Below are 17,350 nucleotides of genomic sequence, written 5' to 3' on the forward strand. Positions count from 1 at the left end.
CGCCGTATCAGCGCCCGCTGTTTTCCACCTTGCCGACCTGCACGGCCTCGCCATCGTTGAGGAAGCCACCGGCGCGCAGCACGACCTGCTCGTTACCGTTCAGTCCTTCGGCGACGACGATCCCAGCCGCGGTCACCGTGCCCAGCGTCACGCGGCGCAGTTCGGCCTTGCTGTCATTGGTCACGACATAGACGAATGAGCCCTGCGCGTCAGACAGTACGGCGCTTTCGGGCAGGATCGGAGCGGTCATCGTACCGCTCTTGATCTTCGCGGTCGCGAAGCCGCCGGGGCGCAGCGCGCGGTCGTAGGCAAGCGCGATCCGCGCCGTGCCCTGACGATCGGTTTCGCTGATCGTGGGCGCGAGCTGCCAGACCTGTCCGGTAAACGTCCGCTCGGTGCCTACGGGAATCACCTCCGCCGCGACGCCGGTGCTGAGCTTGGCGAGATCGCTTTCGCCGACCTGCGCCAGCATCTCCATCTCGCCACCGCGGGCGATGGTGAAGAGCGGCGGGCTGCCGGCGCTGACCACCTGACCGACTTCGACACTGCGCGAGAGCACCAGTCCCGAGGACGGCGCGTAGATATTCAGTCGCGCATTGCGGGCCTGCAATTCGCCAACCGAGGCGCGCGCCACCTGCACGCGGGAACGGGCCGCGTCGCGGGTCGCAGTCAGCCGGTCGATATCGGCCTGGCTGATGAAGCCCCGCTCCACCAGCTTGAGCGCGCGTTCGAGATTGGCCTGAGCCAGATTGAGATCGGCCTGCGCGACGCCGATTTGCGCCTGCGCGCTGGCAAGCTGCTGGTTCTGCACCGAACGATCGATCGAGACGAGCACCTGCCCCTGGTTGACCCAGCTGCCGGCATCCACCGCAACCGAAACCACGCGGCCGCCTTCGCCCACTACGCCGACCTGGATCTCACGCCTTGCAGCGAGCGAGCCGCTTGCTTCGATCTCTCCATCGATGGTGGTGCGCCCCGGCTTGATCACGCTGACGACGGGCACTTGGTTGTCGAGGGCGCTCGTGTCCTCTTCCGCGCCGCCGGTCGCGATCGCATAGATCACCGCGGCGATGATAAGCACCGCGATGGCGATCAGCGGCCATTTCCAGCGCGCAACCGAACGTTCTTCCCGGATCTCGCCGGACAGATCCGAACGATCCATCGTGCCCGCGTCGGGCTGAACAGAAGTTTCGTAATTCATCGCGGAGAGCCTCGAATACCCCTTCAGATGGCCCGTCCCGAGGCCTGACAGGTGTGTTAGCCACCTACATCACCGGAAACAAGCCTTCTAATGCTCATGGTTCCAGCGAACTCGTCGCACTCCATAGGCGGCGCAGGATTTTGAGGCAATCGCGGGTTCTACCAGCGGCATATCTTCGCGACGAGCGACATTGCGAGGACCCGAGCACATACGAAAAAGGCGGCAGCCCCATGGGCCACCGCCTTTCGCGTTAGATTGTGAGGGGTTTAGCGAACGCGGCCGCGCTGAACCAGGTTCACGATCGCAAGCAGAATGATCGCGCCGAGAATGGCGATCACGAATGCGCCGAGATCGAACGTCTGGATGCTTCCGCCGAAGCCGAGCAGCGGCGCCAGCAGGGCGTTGCCGATCAGCGCGCCGATAATACCGACGATGATGTTCCAGATGATGCCCATCGAGGCATCGCGATTCATCACCATGCTTGCGAGCCAGCCAGCGACACCGCCGACAACAATTGCAATAATCCAACCCATTGTACTTCCTCCTGTTCATTCCCGCCGACCCGGTGAGCCCATAACGGGCCAGTCAGGCAGACGGTTCCCCCTTTTTCATGGGAGGTAGCTCAGGAGCGAGCGATGAGCCGAATCGTTCCCCGCTTGCCATAGGCGCAAGTGCGGGTGCGACGGCTCCCAACTTGTCATCGGGTCAGTACTTGAGTTGCCGCTCGTAAAGATCGCGGTAGTGCTGGATGCGCGTGACGCGCAGGCCCTGCATTCCCGAACGGTCGACCGCGCGCTGCCACGAGGCGAATTCTTCCAGCGTCAGGCCGTAGCGTTCGAGCACTTCGTCGATCGTCAGCAGGCCGCCATTGACCGCCGCGACGACCTCCGCCTTGCGACGCACCACCCAGCGCTTGGTCGTGGGCGAGGGCAGATCCTCCAGCGTCAGCGGCTCGCCGAGAGGGCCGATCACTTGCGCAGGCCTTATTTTCTGGTTCTCGATCATTGGCGTCCTCGGTCGGCATCGGCAGCTGGCATATCGTGCGCTTCGGAACTGGCCGGAGCGGCTTTGCCATTCGCTGAAAGTTCATGGTTAACAGAAAGTTTGCCTTCCCGCTGCGCCACGGCGCGACGTGTGTTGTCCACGTCGAACCGACCGCGCTCGCTTGTCAGAGCGGGGTCGTCGCCGGCCGCCAGCAGGCCGCGCAGCTCGTGCGCCGCGCCCAGCCGGGCACGCAATTCGGCCCAGCCGAGCGTGCGCAGGGGTGCCTGCTCGCCATCGTCCGGCGCCACAAAGGGGAAGGTCTCTTCCAACATGACGGTGGGTATATCGGCCCATCCGTCAAGATCAGGTAAAGCGTCGTTTCACCGGATATTAGTGATGGTGGACGCGGTGTTAAGACCCGTCCAGGGTTGGAACGTAGCGCCATGTCGACGGGACCGGGCGAAGCGTGTATGCGCGCCACCGTCATGAATACCGCTGAAACCCTCGACGCCGCACGCGCGCCCGATGCCGCCGCGCTGTTCGACCTGCCGCGCCCCGCGCATGAGTGCCGGATCGTCGTCGCCATGTCGGGCGGGGTGGATTCCTCGGTCGTCGCGGCGCTTGCGGCGCAGTCCGGCGCGGAAGTGATCGGCATCACGCTGCAGCTCTACGACTACGGCGCGGCGACGGGCCGCAAGGGTGCCTGCTGCGCGGGGGACGACATACGTGACGCACAGGCCGTGGCCGAGCGGCTTGGCATCGCGCATTACGTGATCGACCATGAAAGTGCGTTTCGCGACGAAGTGGTCGAACAGTTCGCGGACGATTATCTTGCAGGTCGCACGCCCATCCCCTGCATTCGTTGCAACATGGGTCCGAAGTTCAACGACCTGCTGCGCATGGCACGCGAACTTGGCGCGGACTGCCTCGCCACCGGCCATTATGTCCGCCGCGTCGTCAATGCCCAGGGAGGCGTGGAGCTGCACCGCGCGCTCGATCCGGCGCGGGACCAGTCCTACTTCCTCTACGGCACCACGGACGAGCAGCTTGCCTATCTGCGCTTCCCGCTCGGCGGGCTGCCCAAGACGCAGGTGCGAGATCTGGCGGAGGCGGCGGGGCTGCGCGTCGCGGGCAAGCCCGACAGCCAGGACATCTGCTTCGTGCCAGACAGAGACTACGCCAAGATCATCGGCAAAGTCCGCCCCGAAGGTATCGTGGGCGGAGCGATCGTCCATGCCGAGACCGGCGAGGAGCTGGGGCGGCACGAGGGGATCATTCATTACACCGTGGGTCAGCGCCGTGGCCTCGACATCGGCGGGCAACCCGAACCGCTCTACGTCATCGGCCTGGACTCCGACCGTCGCGAGGTGAAGGTGGGTCCGAAGCGGTTGCTAGGTGTCGGTAGCGCGCGCATTATCGAAACGAACTTGATCGGAGCCGATCGATCAGACGGATTGACCGCAAAGGTTCGTTCGCTCGCGAAGCCGGTGTCGGTGACTATCGAGGGCGCGCTGGGTGACGGCCGCGCAGTGACCCTGCACTTCGCCGCGCCGGAGTTTGGGGTTGCGCCGGGGCAGGCCGCGGTGATTTACGCTGGGGAGCGCGTGGTCGGCGGCGGGTGGATCGACACGACCGAGCCTGCCGAAATCACCTAGCTGTCCCATTCCTCCAGCACGCAGCCATAACCTTCGTGATACGTCGCGGTCTGGCTGGCTAGCAGCGGGAATGACACGGTGACGCTCTTCTCGTCGGCATCTTCGCTCAGGATCGCGAGTTCCATGCCGCTCTCGAAGTCCTTGCGGCAGTCCTCAAGCGCCCGTCCGCCGACGAAGCGGCAGGCACAGGCCACCCGCGCACCATAGGACGCGCCGGTCTGGGTGAAGCCGGTAAGCGGAGCACGGTACCAGAACAGCACGCCGGCCACGACGGCCAGAACAAGCGCCGCCAGCCACAGAGGCCGGTTGCTGCGCCTTCCGGCTCGCTTGGAGCCAGCGCTGCGCGTCATTTTGCGTCTGCCTGCGGTTGCCATTCGCCCCACTCTGCGAGAATACGGCGCACCATGCCGCCGCCCCGCCCCCCTATCGCCTCGCGCGTCCTGCTGCCAGCCCTGACCTCGGCGGCGCTTCTCCTGACCTCCTGCGGAGACGCTGCGCCGGATGGGCCACCCCCGCCGAGCGAAGCTTCGCTTGCGGCCATCACCGACAAGGCCGGTGCGCCGCGCGACCAGCTTGGCCGGGCGATCGATGCGTTGTTCGACGACCCTGAAGGGATCGGAGAAACCCGCGCTCTCGTCATCATGTACGAAGGTGAAATCGCCGCCGAACGCTATGGTGAAGATTACGACGCCGAGACGCGGTTCATCAGCTGGTCGATGGCGAAGACCGTCACCGCGGTGATGATCGGAATGCTCGTGGCGGACGGCAAGCTCTCGCTCGACCGCACGCCGCCCATTCCCAAATGGCAGCGGCAAGGCGATCCGCGCGGAGAGATCACGCTGAGGCAATTGCTCCAGATGCGCTCCGGCCTGCGCCACACGGAAGCGGGCGATCCCATCTACCGGTCGTCCGAAGTGCGGATGTTGTTCCTCGATGGACGCGACGACATGGCCGCCTGGGCGGAAGAGCAGCCGCTCGAATCGCGACCCGGGCGGGTGTTCGAATATTCCACCGCCACCACCGTCATCCTTGCCGACGTGGCCGCGCGCGTTCTCGCTCCGGACGGCACGCCCGACCAGCGCCGCCGCGCGGTCGACGATTTCCTGCGCGCACGCCTGTTCGAACCGCTGGGGATGGATTCCGCCACGCCCGAGTACGACGCCAGCGGAACGATGATCGGCGGCAGCCTGATCCATGCCGATGCGCGCGACTGGGCGAAATTCGGCGAATTCCTGCGCCACAAGGGCTCGCACCGGGGCGCGCAGCTGGTTCCGCGCGGCTGGATCGAGTTCATGACGCAAAGCTCGCCGCGCGCGCCCGATTACGGCGGACAGACCTGGCTCAACGTCGCCAATCAAGAGCGAGGCGACGACCAAGTGCTTTTCCCGGAACAGGGGCCGTCGACGCTGTTTGCGGCGGTGGGCCATCTCGGACAATATGTTCTGGTGTCCCCCGACCAGCGGCTCACCGTGGTGCGCTTGGGCAAGAGCGACGATGCCTTGCGCGGTCCGCTGGTGGCGGATCTGGCGGAAATCGTCGCACTCTATCCGGAGCGATAGGCGGGGTGCCTGAGCCGCTCCGTTGCGAAGGCGCGGCCCTGCTCTAAATCAGAAGTAGAAGCTGCCCTCGACCACGGTCACGCATTGTCCGCCCAGCCAGGCGCGTTCGCCCTCCAGCCGGAGCTGCAAGTCGCCCCCGCGCGCGCTGGCCTGATGCGCGGTGAAGCTGTCGCGACCGAGCCGGTCGGCCCAGAACGGCGTCAGCGCTGCATGGGCGGAGCCGGTGACGCTGTCCTCGTCCACCCCGCCACCGGGCACGAAAACGCGGCTGACCACGTCGAACTTCTCGCCCGGCGCGGTGCAGATGAACTGGTCATCACCCAGCGCACCCAGACCGCGCAGATCGGGATCGAGCGCCCGGACCTGCGCTTCGTTTTCGAACAGGAAGATATTGTAGCGGTCGGGATTGCGATGGACCTCTTCCGGCTCCGCACCGAGTAACGCAGCCGCTTCGGGCCATTCCCCCCGGGTCGTCGGAATAGCGGGCAGCGCCAGCTCGTATCCATCGCCAAGCCGCCGCACTTCGAGAACGCCGGCCTTGCGCGTGCGGAAGGTCACGCGCTCCCCACCGTCGCGCTGCAACAGCACGTGACCGCTCGCCAGCGTGGCGTGGCCGCACAGGCGGATTTCCATTGCCGGGGTGAACCAGCGCAATTCCCAGTCCGCCTCTCCGCTTTCGTCCCGCACGAGAAACGCGGTTTCGGCGAAGTTGTTTTCCTCGGCGATTGCGAGCAGCACATCATCGGCAAGCCATTCGTCCAGCGGCATGACCGCCGCCTGGTTGCCCTTGAAAGGACGGTCGGCAAAGGCGTCGACGTGCCAGTAGGGATAAGGAATGCTCATTCGGAACCCTGCTCCTTCAGCGCCTTGAATTCGTCTTTCTCGACCAGCGGATTGTCCGGCTCGTCGACATGACCTTCCGGGTCGATATGGATCAGCAGCTCCATGTCGGGAAACTGGCGGCACAAATCATGCTCGACCCGCTCGATGATGTCGTGCGCTTCGCCGACCGACATATGCGGGGGCATATCGACGTGGAACTGCACGAAATCGCGCCCGCCGCTGGTGCGGGTTCGCAAATCGTGCAGGTTCGACAGTTCGTCGTGCTTCGCCGCCGCCGCAACGAAGGCGAGGCGCTTATCTTCCGGCCATTCGCGGTCCATCAGGTGGTCGATCGCCTCGCTCGCGCCGCGCCATGCGCCCCACAGGAGCCAGGCGGCGATGCCGAGGCCGAACAGCGGGTCCGCCTTAGATAGGCCGAGATACTGGTCCAGCACCAGCGCTGCGATCACGGCGAGATTGAGCAGCAGGTCGGACTGGTAATGCACATTGTCCGTCGCGATGGCCACGGAACGGGTGCGCGCAATGACATAGCGCTGCCAGCCGATCAGCGCGAAGGTGGCGACAATCGCGATGACCGAGACGAGTATGCCTTCCTGCGCAGCGGAGGTCTGGGCATTGCCGAACAACTGGCCGATGGAGCGAAAGGCGATGCCCCCGGCCGACAGCACGATCAGCATGACCTGCACGATGGCGGCCAGCGCCTCCGCCTTGCCATGGCCGAAACGGTGATCCTCGTCCGCCGGCATGGCCGCGATCCACACGCCCACCAGCGTCGTCAGGCTGGCGATTAGGTCGAGCGCCGAATCGGCAAGGCTGCCGAGCATGGCGGTGGAACCGGTCTTCCACGCCGCCCAGCTCTTGAGCGACACCAGCAGCACGGCCACAGCGATGGAAGCGAAGGCTGCGCTGCGGGTAAGCGCCGCGCGCCTGTCAGCGCCGGAAGTCGTCGTGGCGGTCACGGATAGAGCAGCGTGTTCGACCACGCTCCTTCGGCGGTGCGGGTGAACCGGCGGCGGTCGTGCATTCGGCCAGGCCGGTCGAGCCAGAACTCTATCGCCGTGGGACGAACGCGAAATCCGGTCCAGTGGGACGGTCGCGGTATGTCGCCTTCGGGATGCGCGGCCTCGATCGCGGCAACACGCGCGAAGTAGGTGTCTCGCTCGGCAAGCGGACGCGACTGGTCGCTGGCGGCGGACGCGATCTGCGATTTGCGCGGGCGCGAATGGAAATACGCATCCGCCATGGTTGCGCTCACTTCTTCCAGCGGGCCTTCGATGCGGATCTGGCGGCGCAGGCTCTTCCAGTGAAACAAAAGCGCGGCTTGCATGTTGGCGCGGATTTCCTCGCCCTTGCGGCTCTCGGCATTAGTATAGAACACGAAGCCGTCGGCATCTTTGCCCTTCAGCAGCACCATGCGCACAGAAGGCGCACCCGCAGGCGTCGCCGTTGCCAGCGCCATGGCGTTGGGATCGTTCGGCTCGCTCGCCTCGGCTTCGGCAAACCAGGCGTCAAAAAGACCCATCGGGTCGGAGTCGGGAATTGCGCTTTCGTGGTCCATCGCCCCTGTCTCCTAGCCCCACCGGCAAAACGAGGGAACCCTCCCGCTTGCCACTTGCCACTGTCGTGCCTAGCTAACACGCCATGGCCGATCCTTACGCAACCCTGGGCGTCGCGCGCAGCGCAACGGAGAAGGACATCAAGAGCGCCTATCGCAAACTCGCGAAGGAGCTTCATCCCGACCGTAACAAGGACAATCCCGCAGCCACGGACAGGTTCGGGAAGGTCACCAACGCCTACGACCTTCTTTCCGACAAGGCGAAGCGCGCGCAATACGACCGCGGCGAGATCGACGAGGATGGCAATCCGCGGATGCCCTTCGGCATGGGCGGCGGTGGCGGGCGTTCCGGCACGGGCGGCGGCTTTCGCCCCGGTGCAGGCGGCCGCAATTACACGGCAGAAGATTTCCAGGGCTTCGGCGGCGGCGATGGCGGCCCGGACCTCGGCGACATTTTCGAAGGGCTGTTCGGCGGCGGTGCCTCGCGCAGCCGTGCAGGGCCGATGGGCGGCGGGTTCGAACAGACGCGGCGCCCCCCGGCCAAGGGCGCCAATATCCAGTACCGCCTCAAGGTCCCGTTTCTCGATGCTGCCGCGCGCATCGATCAGCGCATTACGCTGGGCGACGGCAAGACTATCGATCTGAAACTGCCCGCGGGCGTCGAAGACGGCACGCAGATGCGGCTAAAGGGCAAGGGCGAACCCGGCCCCGGCGGCGCGGGCGATGCCATCGTGACGATAGCGGTGGAAAAACATCCCTTCTTTCGCCGCGAGGGCAATGACGTGCGGCTCGACCTGCCAGTGACATTGAGCGAGGCGGTCGCCGGTGCGAAGGTCAAGGTTCCGACGGTCGACGGCCCGGTCATGCTGACGATCAAGCCCGGCACCAGCGGCGGGACGGTGATGCGCCTGAAAGGCAAGGGCTTCACTGCCAAATCCGGCACGCGCGGCGACCAGCTCGTCACGCTCGAGATCAACCTGCCGGACGATGTCTCGGAACTTGCCAAGGCGCTGGAGGGTTGGACAGACGACCGCAATCCTCGCGGCGAGCTGGGGGTCTGATCTCCCGTCACGACACCGAAAGCGGCTACGGCAAGGACGGCATGAGCGAAGCAGACCTCCCTCAAAGCGAAGAACGCGAGGTCCGCTCCCTCTCCCCCGAACAACGTCGCCTCGACGCGCTGCGCCTTCACGCGGAAAACGCGGCCGACAAGCCGTTCGTGAAGCGGGCGTTTGAAATCGCCAAGCGGGTCATCGTGGGCGCCTTCAACGACGGGATGATCCACGCAGGCAATCTCGCCTATCTTGCGCTGATCGCGATCTTCCCCTTCTTCATCACCGGGGCTGCGATCTTTTCCGCCATCGGTGAGGAAGGGGAGCGCGCCGCATCCATCAACGCCATCCTGTTCGCCTTGCCGCCGGTCGTCGCCAACGTGATCGAGCCGGTTGCCCGCGACGTGATCGATGCGCGCAGCGGCTGGTTCCTGTGGGCTGGTGGCGCGGTTGGTTTGTGGACGGTGGGCAGCCTGATCGAATCCGTGCGCGACATCCTGCGCCGCGCATACGGCACACGGGCGACGCGGGCTTTCTGGACCTATCGCCTGCTGTCCGCGGGCCTGATCGTGGGCGCGGTCGTCATGCTGCTCGTCTCGCTGATCGCGCAGGTTCTGATCGGGGCGGTGCAACAGCTGATCGAGGCGCAGGTGCCGTGGTTCGCGGATGCGCTCAGCATGCTGTCGATCTCGCGCATCGTCCCCGCGCTCGGCCTGTTCGGCTCCATCTACCTGCTGTTCTACACACTGACCCCCAGCGCCTATCGCAAGCGGCGCTATCCCAAGTGGCCGGGCGCGCTGCTGACCACGCTGTGGTGGCTGGCGGTGACGACGGCCCTGCCAATGGTGCTCCGCAATTTCTTCGCCTACGATCTCACCTACGGTGCGCTGTCGGGCATCATGATCGCGCTTTTCTTTTTCTGGCTGGTCGGCTTAGGGATGGTGATCGGTGCTGAGCTTAACGCCGCGCTCGCCGTCACGCCGGAAGAGGAAGAGAACGTCCTCGGCCAGTGGGACGATCGCGCGCGCGCCAAGCGCCGCAGGGAAGTGTCCGCAGAAGGAGGCGGGGAATGACGAAGACGGGTTTGATGCAGGGCAAGCGTGGCCTGATCATGGGGCTGGCGAACGACAAGTCGCTTGCCTGGGGCATCGCGAAGAAGCTGCACGAACACGGGGCGGAGCTCGCATTCTCCTACCAGGGCGATGCACTGCGCAAGCGGGTCGAGCCGCTGGCCGCGCAACTGGACAGCGATTTCCTGTTCGATTGCGACGTGTCCGACATGGGCAGGCTCGATGCAGCGTTCGACACGCTCAAGTCACGCTGGGAAACGATCGATTTCGTCGTCCATGCCATCGGATTTTCGGACAAGAACGAGCTGCGGGGCAAATATCTCGACACCAGCCTCGACAATTTCCTGATGACGATGAACATCTCCGCATACTCGCTGGTCGCCGTGGCGAAGCGGGCGAGTGCGATGATGCGCGAAGGTGGCAGCATACTGACGCTGACCTATTACGGCGCCGAAAAGGTCATCCCGCATTACAACGTCATGGGTGTCGCCAAGGCCGCGCTGGAAACCAGCGTGCAGTACCTTGCCAATGATCTCGGCCCCGACGGCATTCGCGTGAACGCGATCAGCGCCGGACCGATCAAGACGCTGGCGGCGAGCGGCATCGGTGACTTCCGTTACATCCTGAAGTGGAACGAGCTGAACTCCCCGCTGCGCCGCAATGTCACGATCGAGGACGTCGGCGGATCGGGCCTGTATTTCCTCTCCGACCTGTCGTCGGGCGTGACGGGCGAAACGCATCATGTGGATGCGGGTTACCATGTGGTCGGCATGAAGCAGGAAGACGCGCCGGATATCGCACTGGGCTGAACGCGCTTTCCTCGTGCCTATGTTTCCTCTATGTTCCATGCGGAACCTGACAGGAGATGATGATGGCACAGGGTGGATGTCGCTGCGGCGCGGTGCGTTACGAGGTCGAAGGCGCGGCGGTGCACCATGCGCTGTGCCATTGCCGCGACTGCCAGATGGCGAGCGGGTCGCCCATGGTCGCATGGCTGGCGATACCGACCGACAATTTCCGCATCACGAAGGGTGAGCCGCAAAGCTACGAATCGCACGCCGGTTCGCAGCGACAGTTCTGCGGCACGTGCGGCACGCCGCTGTTCTTCATCAACGAAAAGACTCTGCCGGGCGTGGTAGACGTTCAGTCGGTCACACTGGATGATCCAGACGCCGTGACACCGCAAGCGCAGATCCAGACGGCCGAACGGCGTAGCTGGATGCAAACCCTCGGCGATCTGCCGGAGTTCGAACGCTACCCCAGCCAGTAGGTCAGGCGAGCTTGCGGATAAGCTCGTCCTCGACCACCGCGGCGCTCGGCTGGTCGGGCCAGATGCCGCGCGTATCGTAGACCGCCTTCCGCATCCGTTCCTGCAAGGGGACGGATTTGAACACGTCGTGATCGACGAGGACGATGAAGACGTCGCAATCTTCTAGCGCGCTGTCGATATCGGTCAGACCGGCACCTGTCTCCGCGAACTCGCGGGGAAGCTCCGAAATATAAGGTTCGACCACGGACACCCGTTCACCGAACTGGCGAGCCAATGTTGCCGCAACGAGCCGGGCCGGTGACTCTCGCAGATCGTCGATATTCGCTTTGAATGCGAGGCCGAGACAGGCGATCTTCGATCCCGGATGCGCTTCGACCAGCTCGGTCGCTCGAGCGATCACGTGGCGGATCTTGTTGTCGTTGACGCCGCGCGCGGTGCGGATCAGCGGCGAATGCTCCGGCGCGCCGTTGACGATGAACCACGGATCCACCGCGATGCAGTGCCCGCCCACGCCTGGCCCCGGCGTCAGGATATTCACGCGCGGATGGCGGTTGGCGAGCTTGATGACTTCCCACACGTCGAGGTCCATCGCATCCGCGATGACTGACAATTCGTTGGCGAAGGCGATGTTGACGTCGCGATAGGCGTTTTCGACCAGCTTGGTCATTTCCGCGCTGCGGGCATCGGTGGTGACGCAGGCGCCGCGCACGAACCTTTTGTAAAAGGACAGCGCCTTTCGCGCACAGCGCGGCGTGATCCCGCCGATCGAGCGGTCGTTGTTCGTCAGTTCCTCAATGATTCGACCGGGCAGCACCCGCTCCGGGCAATAGGCGATGGCAATGTCAGGCGTGCCTTCGCACAGGCCCGGCACCTTCAAATCGGGGCGCTTCTTTGCGATGAGGTCGCGCATCTGCTCGGTCGTGCCGACGGGCGAGGTGGATTCAAGGATGATCGTATCGCCAGCCTTCAGCACCGGCGCGACATTCTCCGCCGCCGCAAGGACATAAGAGATGTCGGGCGTGTGCTTGCCGTCCTTCGCGAAAGGCGTGGGCACGGCGATGACGAACACGTCCGCTTCAGCCACGTCGGTCGAGGCTTTGAGCAGCCCGCGCTGCACGACCCCCTGCACCAGCGCCTCCAGATCGACCTCCTCGATATGGATCGCGCCGCGGTTGATCGTGTCGACAACCTCCTGCGTGATATCGACGCCGTGAACCGGCATCCCGGCGCGCGCGATGACTGCCGCGGTGGGCAACCCGATATAACCGAGCCCGACGACGCAGACCTGGGGGGCGTTCTGCCCTTTCATACGCTCACTTCCCGAATGCGATTTCTTCGGATGCGGGCATGGCAGGGAGAGGTAAATTTAGCGGTAACGATGGAGCGGGGCTGGACGAAAATCCAAAAGAGTTCGACTGGCCCACCCCACTACCGATCTCAAACTATTTAATAGGAACGTAAATTGACGGTGGAGTGAGCATTTCTTCGCATTTTCCGTTTCCAAATACCTCTCGGTTCCCGCTTCTCATAATCTCGGTAAAATCAAGGTTCTTTTGGAGAAGATATAGATAATGATCGCCTGAGAATTCATAAGCATCAAAAGTCGTTTGCTCATACTTCGAGGATATTCTGGCTCGATAAAGCCGACATTGACGCTCGTCTGAATTGCACCGAGATATAGTCATCTCACGATGGGAAAGAATGACTGGACCTCGGTTCATCACAACGCTGCAATCTTTCCCGACACACGATTGGGCATTTTCAAAGTGACATACCCAAGCGTTTTCGGTGAACGGCCCATTATCTCCCGGAGCGTACGTAATAATTTCAGCCAACGGGAGCAAAATAGCGATTATCGGTTTCATCAATGTTCTCCTCAAAACGCTCGACACGATTTGGCTGCCCTACCGCCTATACGAATGAGACTAACTGCCGCGCACATTTCCGGCCAGCAAATCCGCGATCCGGCCTGAACTCTTCCCATCACCGAACGGGTTGTGCGCGCGGGCCATGGCTTCGTAGGCCTCCGCGTCGTCTAGGAGACGGCTGGCCTCGCTGACAATGGTGGCGGGGTCGGTGCCAACCAGTTTCGCGGTGCCTGCTGCGACGCCCTCCGGCCGCTCGGTGGTTTCGCGCATTACCAGCACCGGCTTTCCGAGCGCGGGGGCTTCTTCCTGCACGCCGCCGCTGTCGGTCAGCATCAGCGTCGCGATGTCGAGCAGGCGGGCAAAGTGCGGATAGTCAAGCGGCTCGATCAGCGCGACATTGTCCAGCCCCTCCAGCGTGGAGTTCATCACCTTGCGGACATTGGGGTTGAGATGGACGGGGAAGATCGCCGCCACATCCTCGCGCGCGGCGAGCTGGCGGATGGCCGAGGCGATCCCCTCCATCCCGCCGCCAAAATTCTCGCGCCGGTGACTGGTGACGCCGATGATGCGCTTGCCTGCGAAGCGCGCCTCGAGATCGGCAAGGCCGCTCGCCAGCGCGGGTTCGCGTTCGATCTTCGCCGTGACCCAGTGCAGCGCGTCGATCACCGTGTTGCCTGTGACGTGGACTGTGGCTGCGTCGATATTCTCCGCCCGCAATGCCGCTGCCGAAGTCTCGGTCGGCGCAAAGTGGAGCGCGGCGATGCTGCCGATGACCTTGCGGTTCACTTCCTCGGGCCAGGGATGGTAGATATTGCCGCTGCGAAGCCCGGCCTCGACATGGCACACGCGGATCTTGCGGTAATAGGCCGCCATCGCGCCTGCCATCGCTGTCGCCGTGTCGCCTTGCACCACCACCCAGTCGGGCTGCTCCTCGTCGATCACCGCGCCGATCCCGGTAAGCAGCCGCGCGGTCAGCGCATCGAGCGTCTGATCCGGCTGCATGACGTCGAGATCGTGGTCCGGCACAAGCCCGGCAATCTCCAGCACCTGGTCGAGCATCCCGCGATGCTGCCCGGTCACGCAGACGCGGCTGTCGAAGCGCGAGTCGTCGGCCAGCGCGTGGCACAGCGGGAAGAGCTTGATCGCTTCGGGGCGCGTGCCGAAGACGGTGAGGATGCGTATGGGCTGGCTCATGCCAACGCCCCTAGCGCAAAAGCGTTAAATCGCGGTTGTGCGCGGCTTACGGCTGAGTCGGGCTGGGCAGCGGTTCGGCATCGGCGGCATCGGCTTCGGACTGCTGTTCCCGCTCGATCCGTTCCATGTATTCACGTTCGATCTGTTCGACCCGCTCCTGCTCTTCAGCCGTGCGCTCATCGATTTCCGAGAGACGCTCCGCCCGCGCTTCCTCGATCAGCTGGCTGAAACGGACGTTCTGGCCGGTGGCGCGTTCCTCGAACGCCTGGTCGATCAGCTCCGCCGTGCAGCCCGCCGCGCCGGTCGCGCCAACGGGCGTACAGGCGTACTGGCCGTAAGGGCTGTTGGTTTCGTAGCTGAGCACGCGCTTGGTCCAGCTTTCGTTCGCCGGATCGCCGCTGAGGCGCAGGTTTTCAGGGATGCGATAGCGCTCGTTCTCGGACTTACGGGCACAGACCACGATCTCGTTGCCGGTCGACTGCGGACATTCGTCGTCGCCGTAGATGATCAGCTGGTTGACGGTATAGTCGCTGTCCGTGCTGCCCGCTTCGAGCGCGGCCTCCTGCCCGAAGGCAGTGACAGGTGCGGTCAGCGCGAGAGTGGCGAGTACGGGAAGGAGCGTTTTCATGATCATCTCTTGCAACGAATAAGCCGCCGATAAGCTCCGGCGGCGGTGAACTGCGGCTGAAGCGTCAGACCCGTTCCGAGAGGCGGATGGCTAGACGGCAGCCAAGCCGGATCGCGCCGGAAAGCAGCGCATAGGCGGGCGCGCGTTCCGCCCCCGCGGCAAGGGCCGCATCGCGATGCTCACGCTCGTCGTCACGGAATTCGCGGATCATGTCGGCAAGCTCGGGATCGTCGCCATCGGCCTCCAGCGCGTCGAGCTGCTGCGAGTAATGCTCGTCGATCTCGGTCTCGATCGCGGCGGTGCAGGCCATCGCCGCTTCCGGGCCAAGCAACGCCGTTCCCGCGCCGAGCGCATAGCCGGCGACGTTCCAGAACGGATGCAACGCGGTCGGGCGGATGCCCCGCCGGGTAAGCAGCGCGTCGAACTGTTCGCGATGCCGTTCCTCCTGCGCCTGCATGGCGCGGATTTCGGTCGAGTGCGGGCCACGATCGCCCATCACGGCAAGCTGGCCGGCGTAGATACGGCTCGCACCGAATTCGCCTGCCTGGTCGACCCGTATCATCGCTTCGCGTCTTGAGTCAGTCATTTCGCGACCCTGTCACGTTTGGCGAGCAGTGTGAAGATCGCCAGCGCACCAAGCGTCGATACGAGGAAATTCCAGCCAGCGAGGCTGATGCCGAACAGGGACCACGGCGCGACATCGCAGCGGATCAGCGGGGCGTTCATGATCGCGTCCATCGGGTCTGCGCCGGGTGCCGGCGCGGCAGTGGTGGAACAGGAGGTCAGCCCTTCCCACCAGCCGTATTCGACGCCCGCGTGAAAGCCGCCGATAAGGCCGGAGGTCAATATACCGCCCGCGGCAAGCGCGACGAAAAGCCAGCGCGGCTTCAGGACGTAGCCTACCAGGGCCAGCGCCACAGCCGCGAAGTGCGGCCAGCGCTGCCACCAGCACATCTCGCATGGATGCAGGCCAAATCCGTATTGCGAAACATAGGCTCCGCCCAGCAGCAGCGCAGGCAGGGCCACGGCGAGAGCATGGGCCAGCCGCAGGTTCGGATCCGCGCGCATCGTCTGCCTCAGTTGGGGCGGCGGGCGACAGCGACGGTGCTGCCGCGACGCAGGGTTTCCAGCGCGTAATGCAGCTGGAAGTCCTCGATCCCCTGCTTCTCCAGATCCTCGGCGGTCTGGGTGAAGCGCGGGTCGTCCTTGTTGTCGCTTTCCAGATCCTTGTCTTCGAGAGCGAGTTCGTTGATCAGGTGACCACGCAGATCGCTTTCGCGGTAGCTGAACTTGGCGCGCTTCGCGGCGTCGGGATCGGACAGCTGCGGCACGGTGATATCGGGCTTGATGCCGCCTTCCTGCACAGCCCGGCCCGAAGGCGTGTAGTAGAGCGCGGTCGTCAGCTTGAGTGCGCTGTCGCGGGTCAGCGGCAGCAGCGTCTGCACGCTACCCTTGCCGAAGCTGCGTTCGCCCATGATGATCGCGCGCTGGCGATCCTGCAAGGCGCCGGCGACGATTTCCGATGCGGACGCAGAACCGGCGTCGATCAGCACGATCATCGGCACATCGGACGCGACATCGCCGCGATAGACGGTTTCGGATTCGTAATAGATCGCCTCACCCCGCGTGCGCCCGCGCTGCGACACGATCTGCCCATCGGACAGGAACAGGTCGGACAGCGCCACGGCCTCATCAAGCGAGCCGCCGGGGTTGGAGCGCAGGTCGAGCACGAGCCCGTTGAGACGTCCTGCGGCCTGCTTCTTCATCGCGGTAACCGCATCGTAGACATCGCGTCCGACATCGCGGGAGAACTCGTTGACGGTTACGACGCCGATCTTGCCGGTCTGCAATTCGTAGGTCACCGGCTCCAGCTCGATCACGCTGCGGGTCACGACGGCATCGAAGGGTTCATCGCGGCCGGGGCGCACGATGGTCAGCTCGATCGAGCTGCCCGCTTCGCCGCGCATCTGGGCCACCGCCTCGTCGAGGTCGAGGCCATAGATCAACTTGCCGTCGAGATGGGTGATGAAATCGCCCGCCTTCAGCCCGGCCTTCTCCGCCGGACTGCCGCGCATCGGGGAGATGATCTTCACCGCGCCGTCTTCCATCGTCACCGAGATGCCGAGACCCTGGTAATTTCCGTCGATCATGGTTTCGAGCCGCTGCAGCGCGCTGCCATCCAGATAGCCGGAATGCGGATCGAGCGATGCGAGCATCCCGTCGATCGCGCCGCGCACGAGCTTGTCGTCTTCGACGTCTTCGACATAGCTCGACTTGATACGCTGGTAGACTGCGAAGAGCTTGGCGAATTCCGGACTGGTGCGCCCGTCCACCGCAGCCATGCTGGCGGTGGTTACGGGGAGGATCGCCACAGCGGTCACCAGAGCCGCCGCGCGAATCGTCGAAGCAAATTTCATGCGCAGTCCTTTTGTCCTTGGTGCGAGCCTATAGCGCCCCTCCGCTTAACGCCA

The 17,350-nt window shown here is 64.2% G+C and carries 20 protein-coding genes; 6 read left to right on the forward strand and 14 right to left on the reverse strand.

Annotation, left to right across the window (positions count from 1 at the left end; translation table 11 throughout):
• Positions 1-7 precede the first annotated feature (7 nt).
• The 4 genes from ACXYN8_RS12555 to ACXYN8_RS12570 all read right to left on the reverse strand — a co-directional run bounded on the left by ACXYN8_RS12555 (position 8) and on the right by ACXYN8_RS12570 (position 2,517).
• The gene (locus ACXYN8_RS12555) at positions 8-1,201 is read right to left on the reverse strand and encodes an efflux RND transporter periplasmic adaptor subunit (RefSeq protein ID WP_458889794.1); all 1,194 of its coding nucleotides are present in this window, start codon (positions 1,199-1,201) and stop codon (positions 8-10) included.
• Between the two features lie 266 nt (positions 1,202-1,467).
• Positions 1,468-1,734: a GlsB/YeaQ/YmgE family stress response membrane protein gene (locus ACXYN8_RS12560; RefSeq protein ID WP_458889795.1), complete on the reverse strand. Its 267-nt coding sequence runs from the start codon at positions 1,732-1,734 to the stop codon at positions 1,468-1,470.
• 172 nt (positions 1,735-1,906) lie between these two features.
• Positions 1,907-2,206: a CtrA inhibitor SciP gene (gene sciP / locus ACXYN8_RS12565; protein WP_458889796.1), complete on the reverse strand. Its 300-nt coding sequence runs from the start codon at positions 2,204-2,206 to the stop codon at positions 1,907-1,909.
• Entirely contained in the window at positions 2,203-2,517 is a 315-nt protein-coding gene (locus ACXYN8_RS12570; protein ID WP_458889797.1) for a hypothetical protein, read from the reverse strand. Before ACXYN8_RS12570 ends, sciP begins: the two co-directional genes overlap by 4 nt.
• Positions 2,518-2,670: 153 nt before the next feature.
• On the opposite strand from ACXYN8_RS12570, the gene mnmA reads away from it, so the two are divergent.
• Positions 2,671-3,840 carry a tRNA 2-thiouridine(34) synthase MnmA gene (mnmA, locus tag ACXYN8_RS12575; RefSeq protein WP_458889937.1) on the forward strand — a complete coding sequence of 390 codons (1,170 nt, stop codon included), beginning with the start codon at positions 2,671-2,673 and terminating at the stop codon, positions 3,838-3,840.
• Here the strand turns inward: mnmA and ACXYN8_RS12580 are convergent.
• A complete protein-coding gene (locus ACXYN8_RS12580; protein WP_458889798.1) occupies positions 3,837-4,190 on the reverse strand; it encodes a hypothetical protein in 354 nt (117 codons plus the stop codon). The genes mnmA and ACXYN8_RS12580 overlap by 4 nt on opposite strands.
• Positions 4,191-4,244: 54 nt before the next feature.
• Here ACXYN8_RS12580 and ACXYN8_RS12585 point away from each other — a divergent pair, with 54 nt between their 5' ends.
• Positions 4,245-5,399 carry a serine hydrolase domain-containing protein gene (locus ACXYN8_RS12585; RefSeq protein WP_458889799.1) on the forward strand — a complete coding sequence of 385 codons (1,155 nt, stop codon included), beginning with the start codon at positions 4,245-4,247 and terminating at the stop codon, positions 5,397-5,399.
• Between the two features lie 48 nt (positions 5,400-5,447).
• Here ACXYN8_RS12585 and ACXYN8_RS12590 read toward each other — a convergent pair whose 3' ends face one another.
• Genes ACXYN8_RS12590 through pdxH form a run of 3 tightly spaced genes read right to left on the reverse strand, consistent with a single transcriptional unit; the run spans position 5,448 to position 7,800 of the window.
• The gene (locus tag ACXYN8_RS12590) at positions 5,448-6,242 is read right to left on the reverse strand and encodes a PhzF family phenazine biosynthesis protein (RefSeq protein WP_458889800.1); all 795 of its coding nucleotides are present in this window, start codon (positions 6,240-6,242) and stop codon (positions 5,448-5,450) included.
• Positions 6,239-7,225: a cation diffusion facilitator family transporter gene (locus ACXYN8_RS12595; RefSeq protein ID WP_458889801.1), complete on the reverse strand. Its 987-nt coding sequence runs from the start codon at positions 7,223-7,225 to the stop codon at positions 6,239-6,241. The genes ACXYN8_RS12590 and ACXYN8_RS12595 overlap by 4 nt, the downstream gene beginning before the upstream one ends.
• The gene (pdxH, locus tag ACXYN8_RS12600; protein ID WP_458889802.1) at positions 7,198-7,800 is read right to left on the reverse strand and encodes a pyridoxamine 5'-phosphate oxidase; all 603 of its coding nucleotides are present in this window, start codon (positions 7,798-7,800) and stop codon (positions 7,198-7,200) included. Before pdxH ends, ACXYN8_RS12595 begins: the two co-directional genes overlap by 28 nt.
• Before the next feature lie 83 nt (positions 7,801-7,883).
• On the opposite strand from pdxH, the gene ACXYN8_RS12605 reads away from it, so the two are divergent.
• The 4 genes from ACXYN8_RS12605 to ACXYN8_RS12620 all read left to right on the forward strand — a co-directional run bounded on the left by ACXYN8_RS12605 (position 7,884) and on the right by ACXYN8_RS12620 (position 11,189).
• Entirely contained in the window at positions 7,884-8,858 is a 975-nt protein-coding gene (locus ACXYN8_RS12605) for a DnaJ C-terminal domain-containing protein (RefSeq protein ID WP_458889803.1), read from the forward strand.
• A gap of 41 nt (positions 8,859-8,899) precedes the next feature.
• Entirely contained in the window at positions 8,900-9,922 is a 1,023-nt protein-coding gene (locus ACXYN8_RS12610; protein ID WP_458889804.1) for a YihY/virulence factor BrkB family protein, read from the forward strand.
• Positions 9,919-10,728: an enoyl-ACP reductase FabI gene (gene fabI, locus ACXYN8_RS12615; protein WP_458889805.1), complete on the forward strand. Its 810-nt coding sequence runs from the start codon at positions 9,919-9,921 to the stop codon at positions 10,726-10,728. The genes ACXYN8_RS12610 and fabI overlap by 4 nt, the downstream gene beginning before the upstream one ends.
• A gap of 62 nt (positions 10,729-10,790) precedes the next feature.
• Positions 10,791-11,189: a GFA family protein gene (locus tag ACXYN8_RS12620; RefSeq protein ID WP_458889806.1), complete on the forward strand. Its 399-nt coding sequence runs from the start codon at positions 10,791-10,793 to the stop codon at positions 11,187-11,189.
• A gap of 1 nt (position 11,190) precedes the next feature.
• Here the strand turns inward: ACXYN8_RS12620 and wecC are convergent, their stop codons facing one another.
• From wecC to ACXYN8_RS12650, 6 genes are all read right to left on the reverse strand, one after another.
• A complete protein-coding gene (gene wecC / locus ACXYN8_RS12625) occupies positions 11,191-12,498 on the reverse strand; it encodes a UDP-N-acetyl-D-mannosamine dehydrogenase (RefSeq protein WP_458889807.1) in 1,308 nt (435 codons plus the stop codon).
• A 616-nt stretch (positions 12,499-13,114) separates the two neighbouring features.
• Positions 13,115-14,251, reverse strand: coding sequence for a non-hydrolyzing UDP-N-acetylglucosamine 2-epimerase (wecB, locus tag ACXYN8_RS12630; RefSeq protein ID WP_458889808.1), 1,137 nt, complete (start codon positions 14,249-14,251; stop codon positions 13,115-13,117).
• Between the two features lie 46 nt (positions 14,252-14,297).
• A complete protein-coding gene (locus tag ACXYN8_RS12635; protein ID WP_458889809.1) occupies positions 14,298-14,879 on the reverse strand; it encodes a hypothetical protein in 582 nt (193 codons plus the stop codon).
• Positions 14,880-14,943: 64 nt separating this feature from the next.
• The gene (locus ACXYN8_RS12640) at positions 14,944-15,465 is read right to left on the reverse strand and encodes a demethoxyubiquinone hydroxylase family protein (RefSeq protein WP_458889810.1); all 522 of its coding nucleotides are present in this window, start codon (positions 15,463-15,465) and stop codon (positions 14,944-14,946) included.
• Positions 15,462-15,947 (reverse strand): disulfide bond formation protein B, encoded by a 486-nt coding sequence (locus ACXYN8_RS12645; RefSeq protein WP_458889811.1) that lies wholly within the window; start codon positions 15,945-15,947, stop codon positions 15,462-15,464. Before ACXYN8_RS12645 ends, ACXYN8_RS12640 begins: the two co-directional genes overlap by 4 nt.
• Positions 15,948-15,955: 8 nt before the next feature.
• Positions 15,956-17,296, reverse strand: coding sequence for a S41 family peptidase (locus ACXYN8_RS12650; RefSeq protein WP_458889812.1), 1,341 nt, complete (start codon positions 17,294-17,296; stop codon positions 15,956-15,958).
• Between the last annotated feature and the right edge of the window lie 54 nt (positions 17,297-17,350).

It is taken from the genome of Altererythrobacter sp. CAU 1778 (assembly GCF_054482795.1).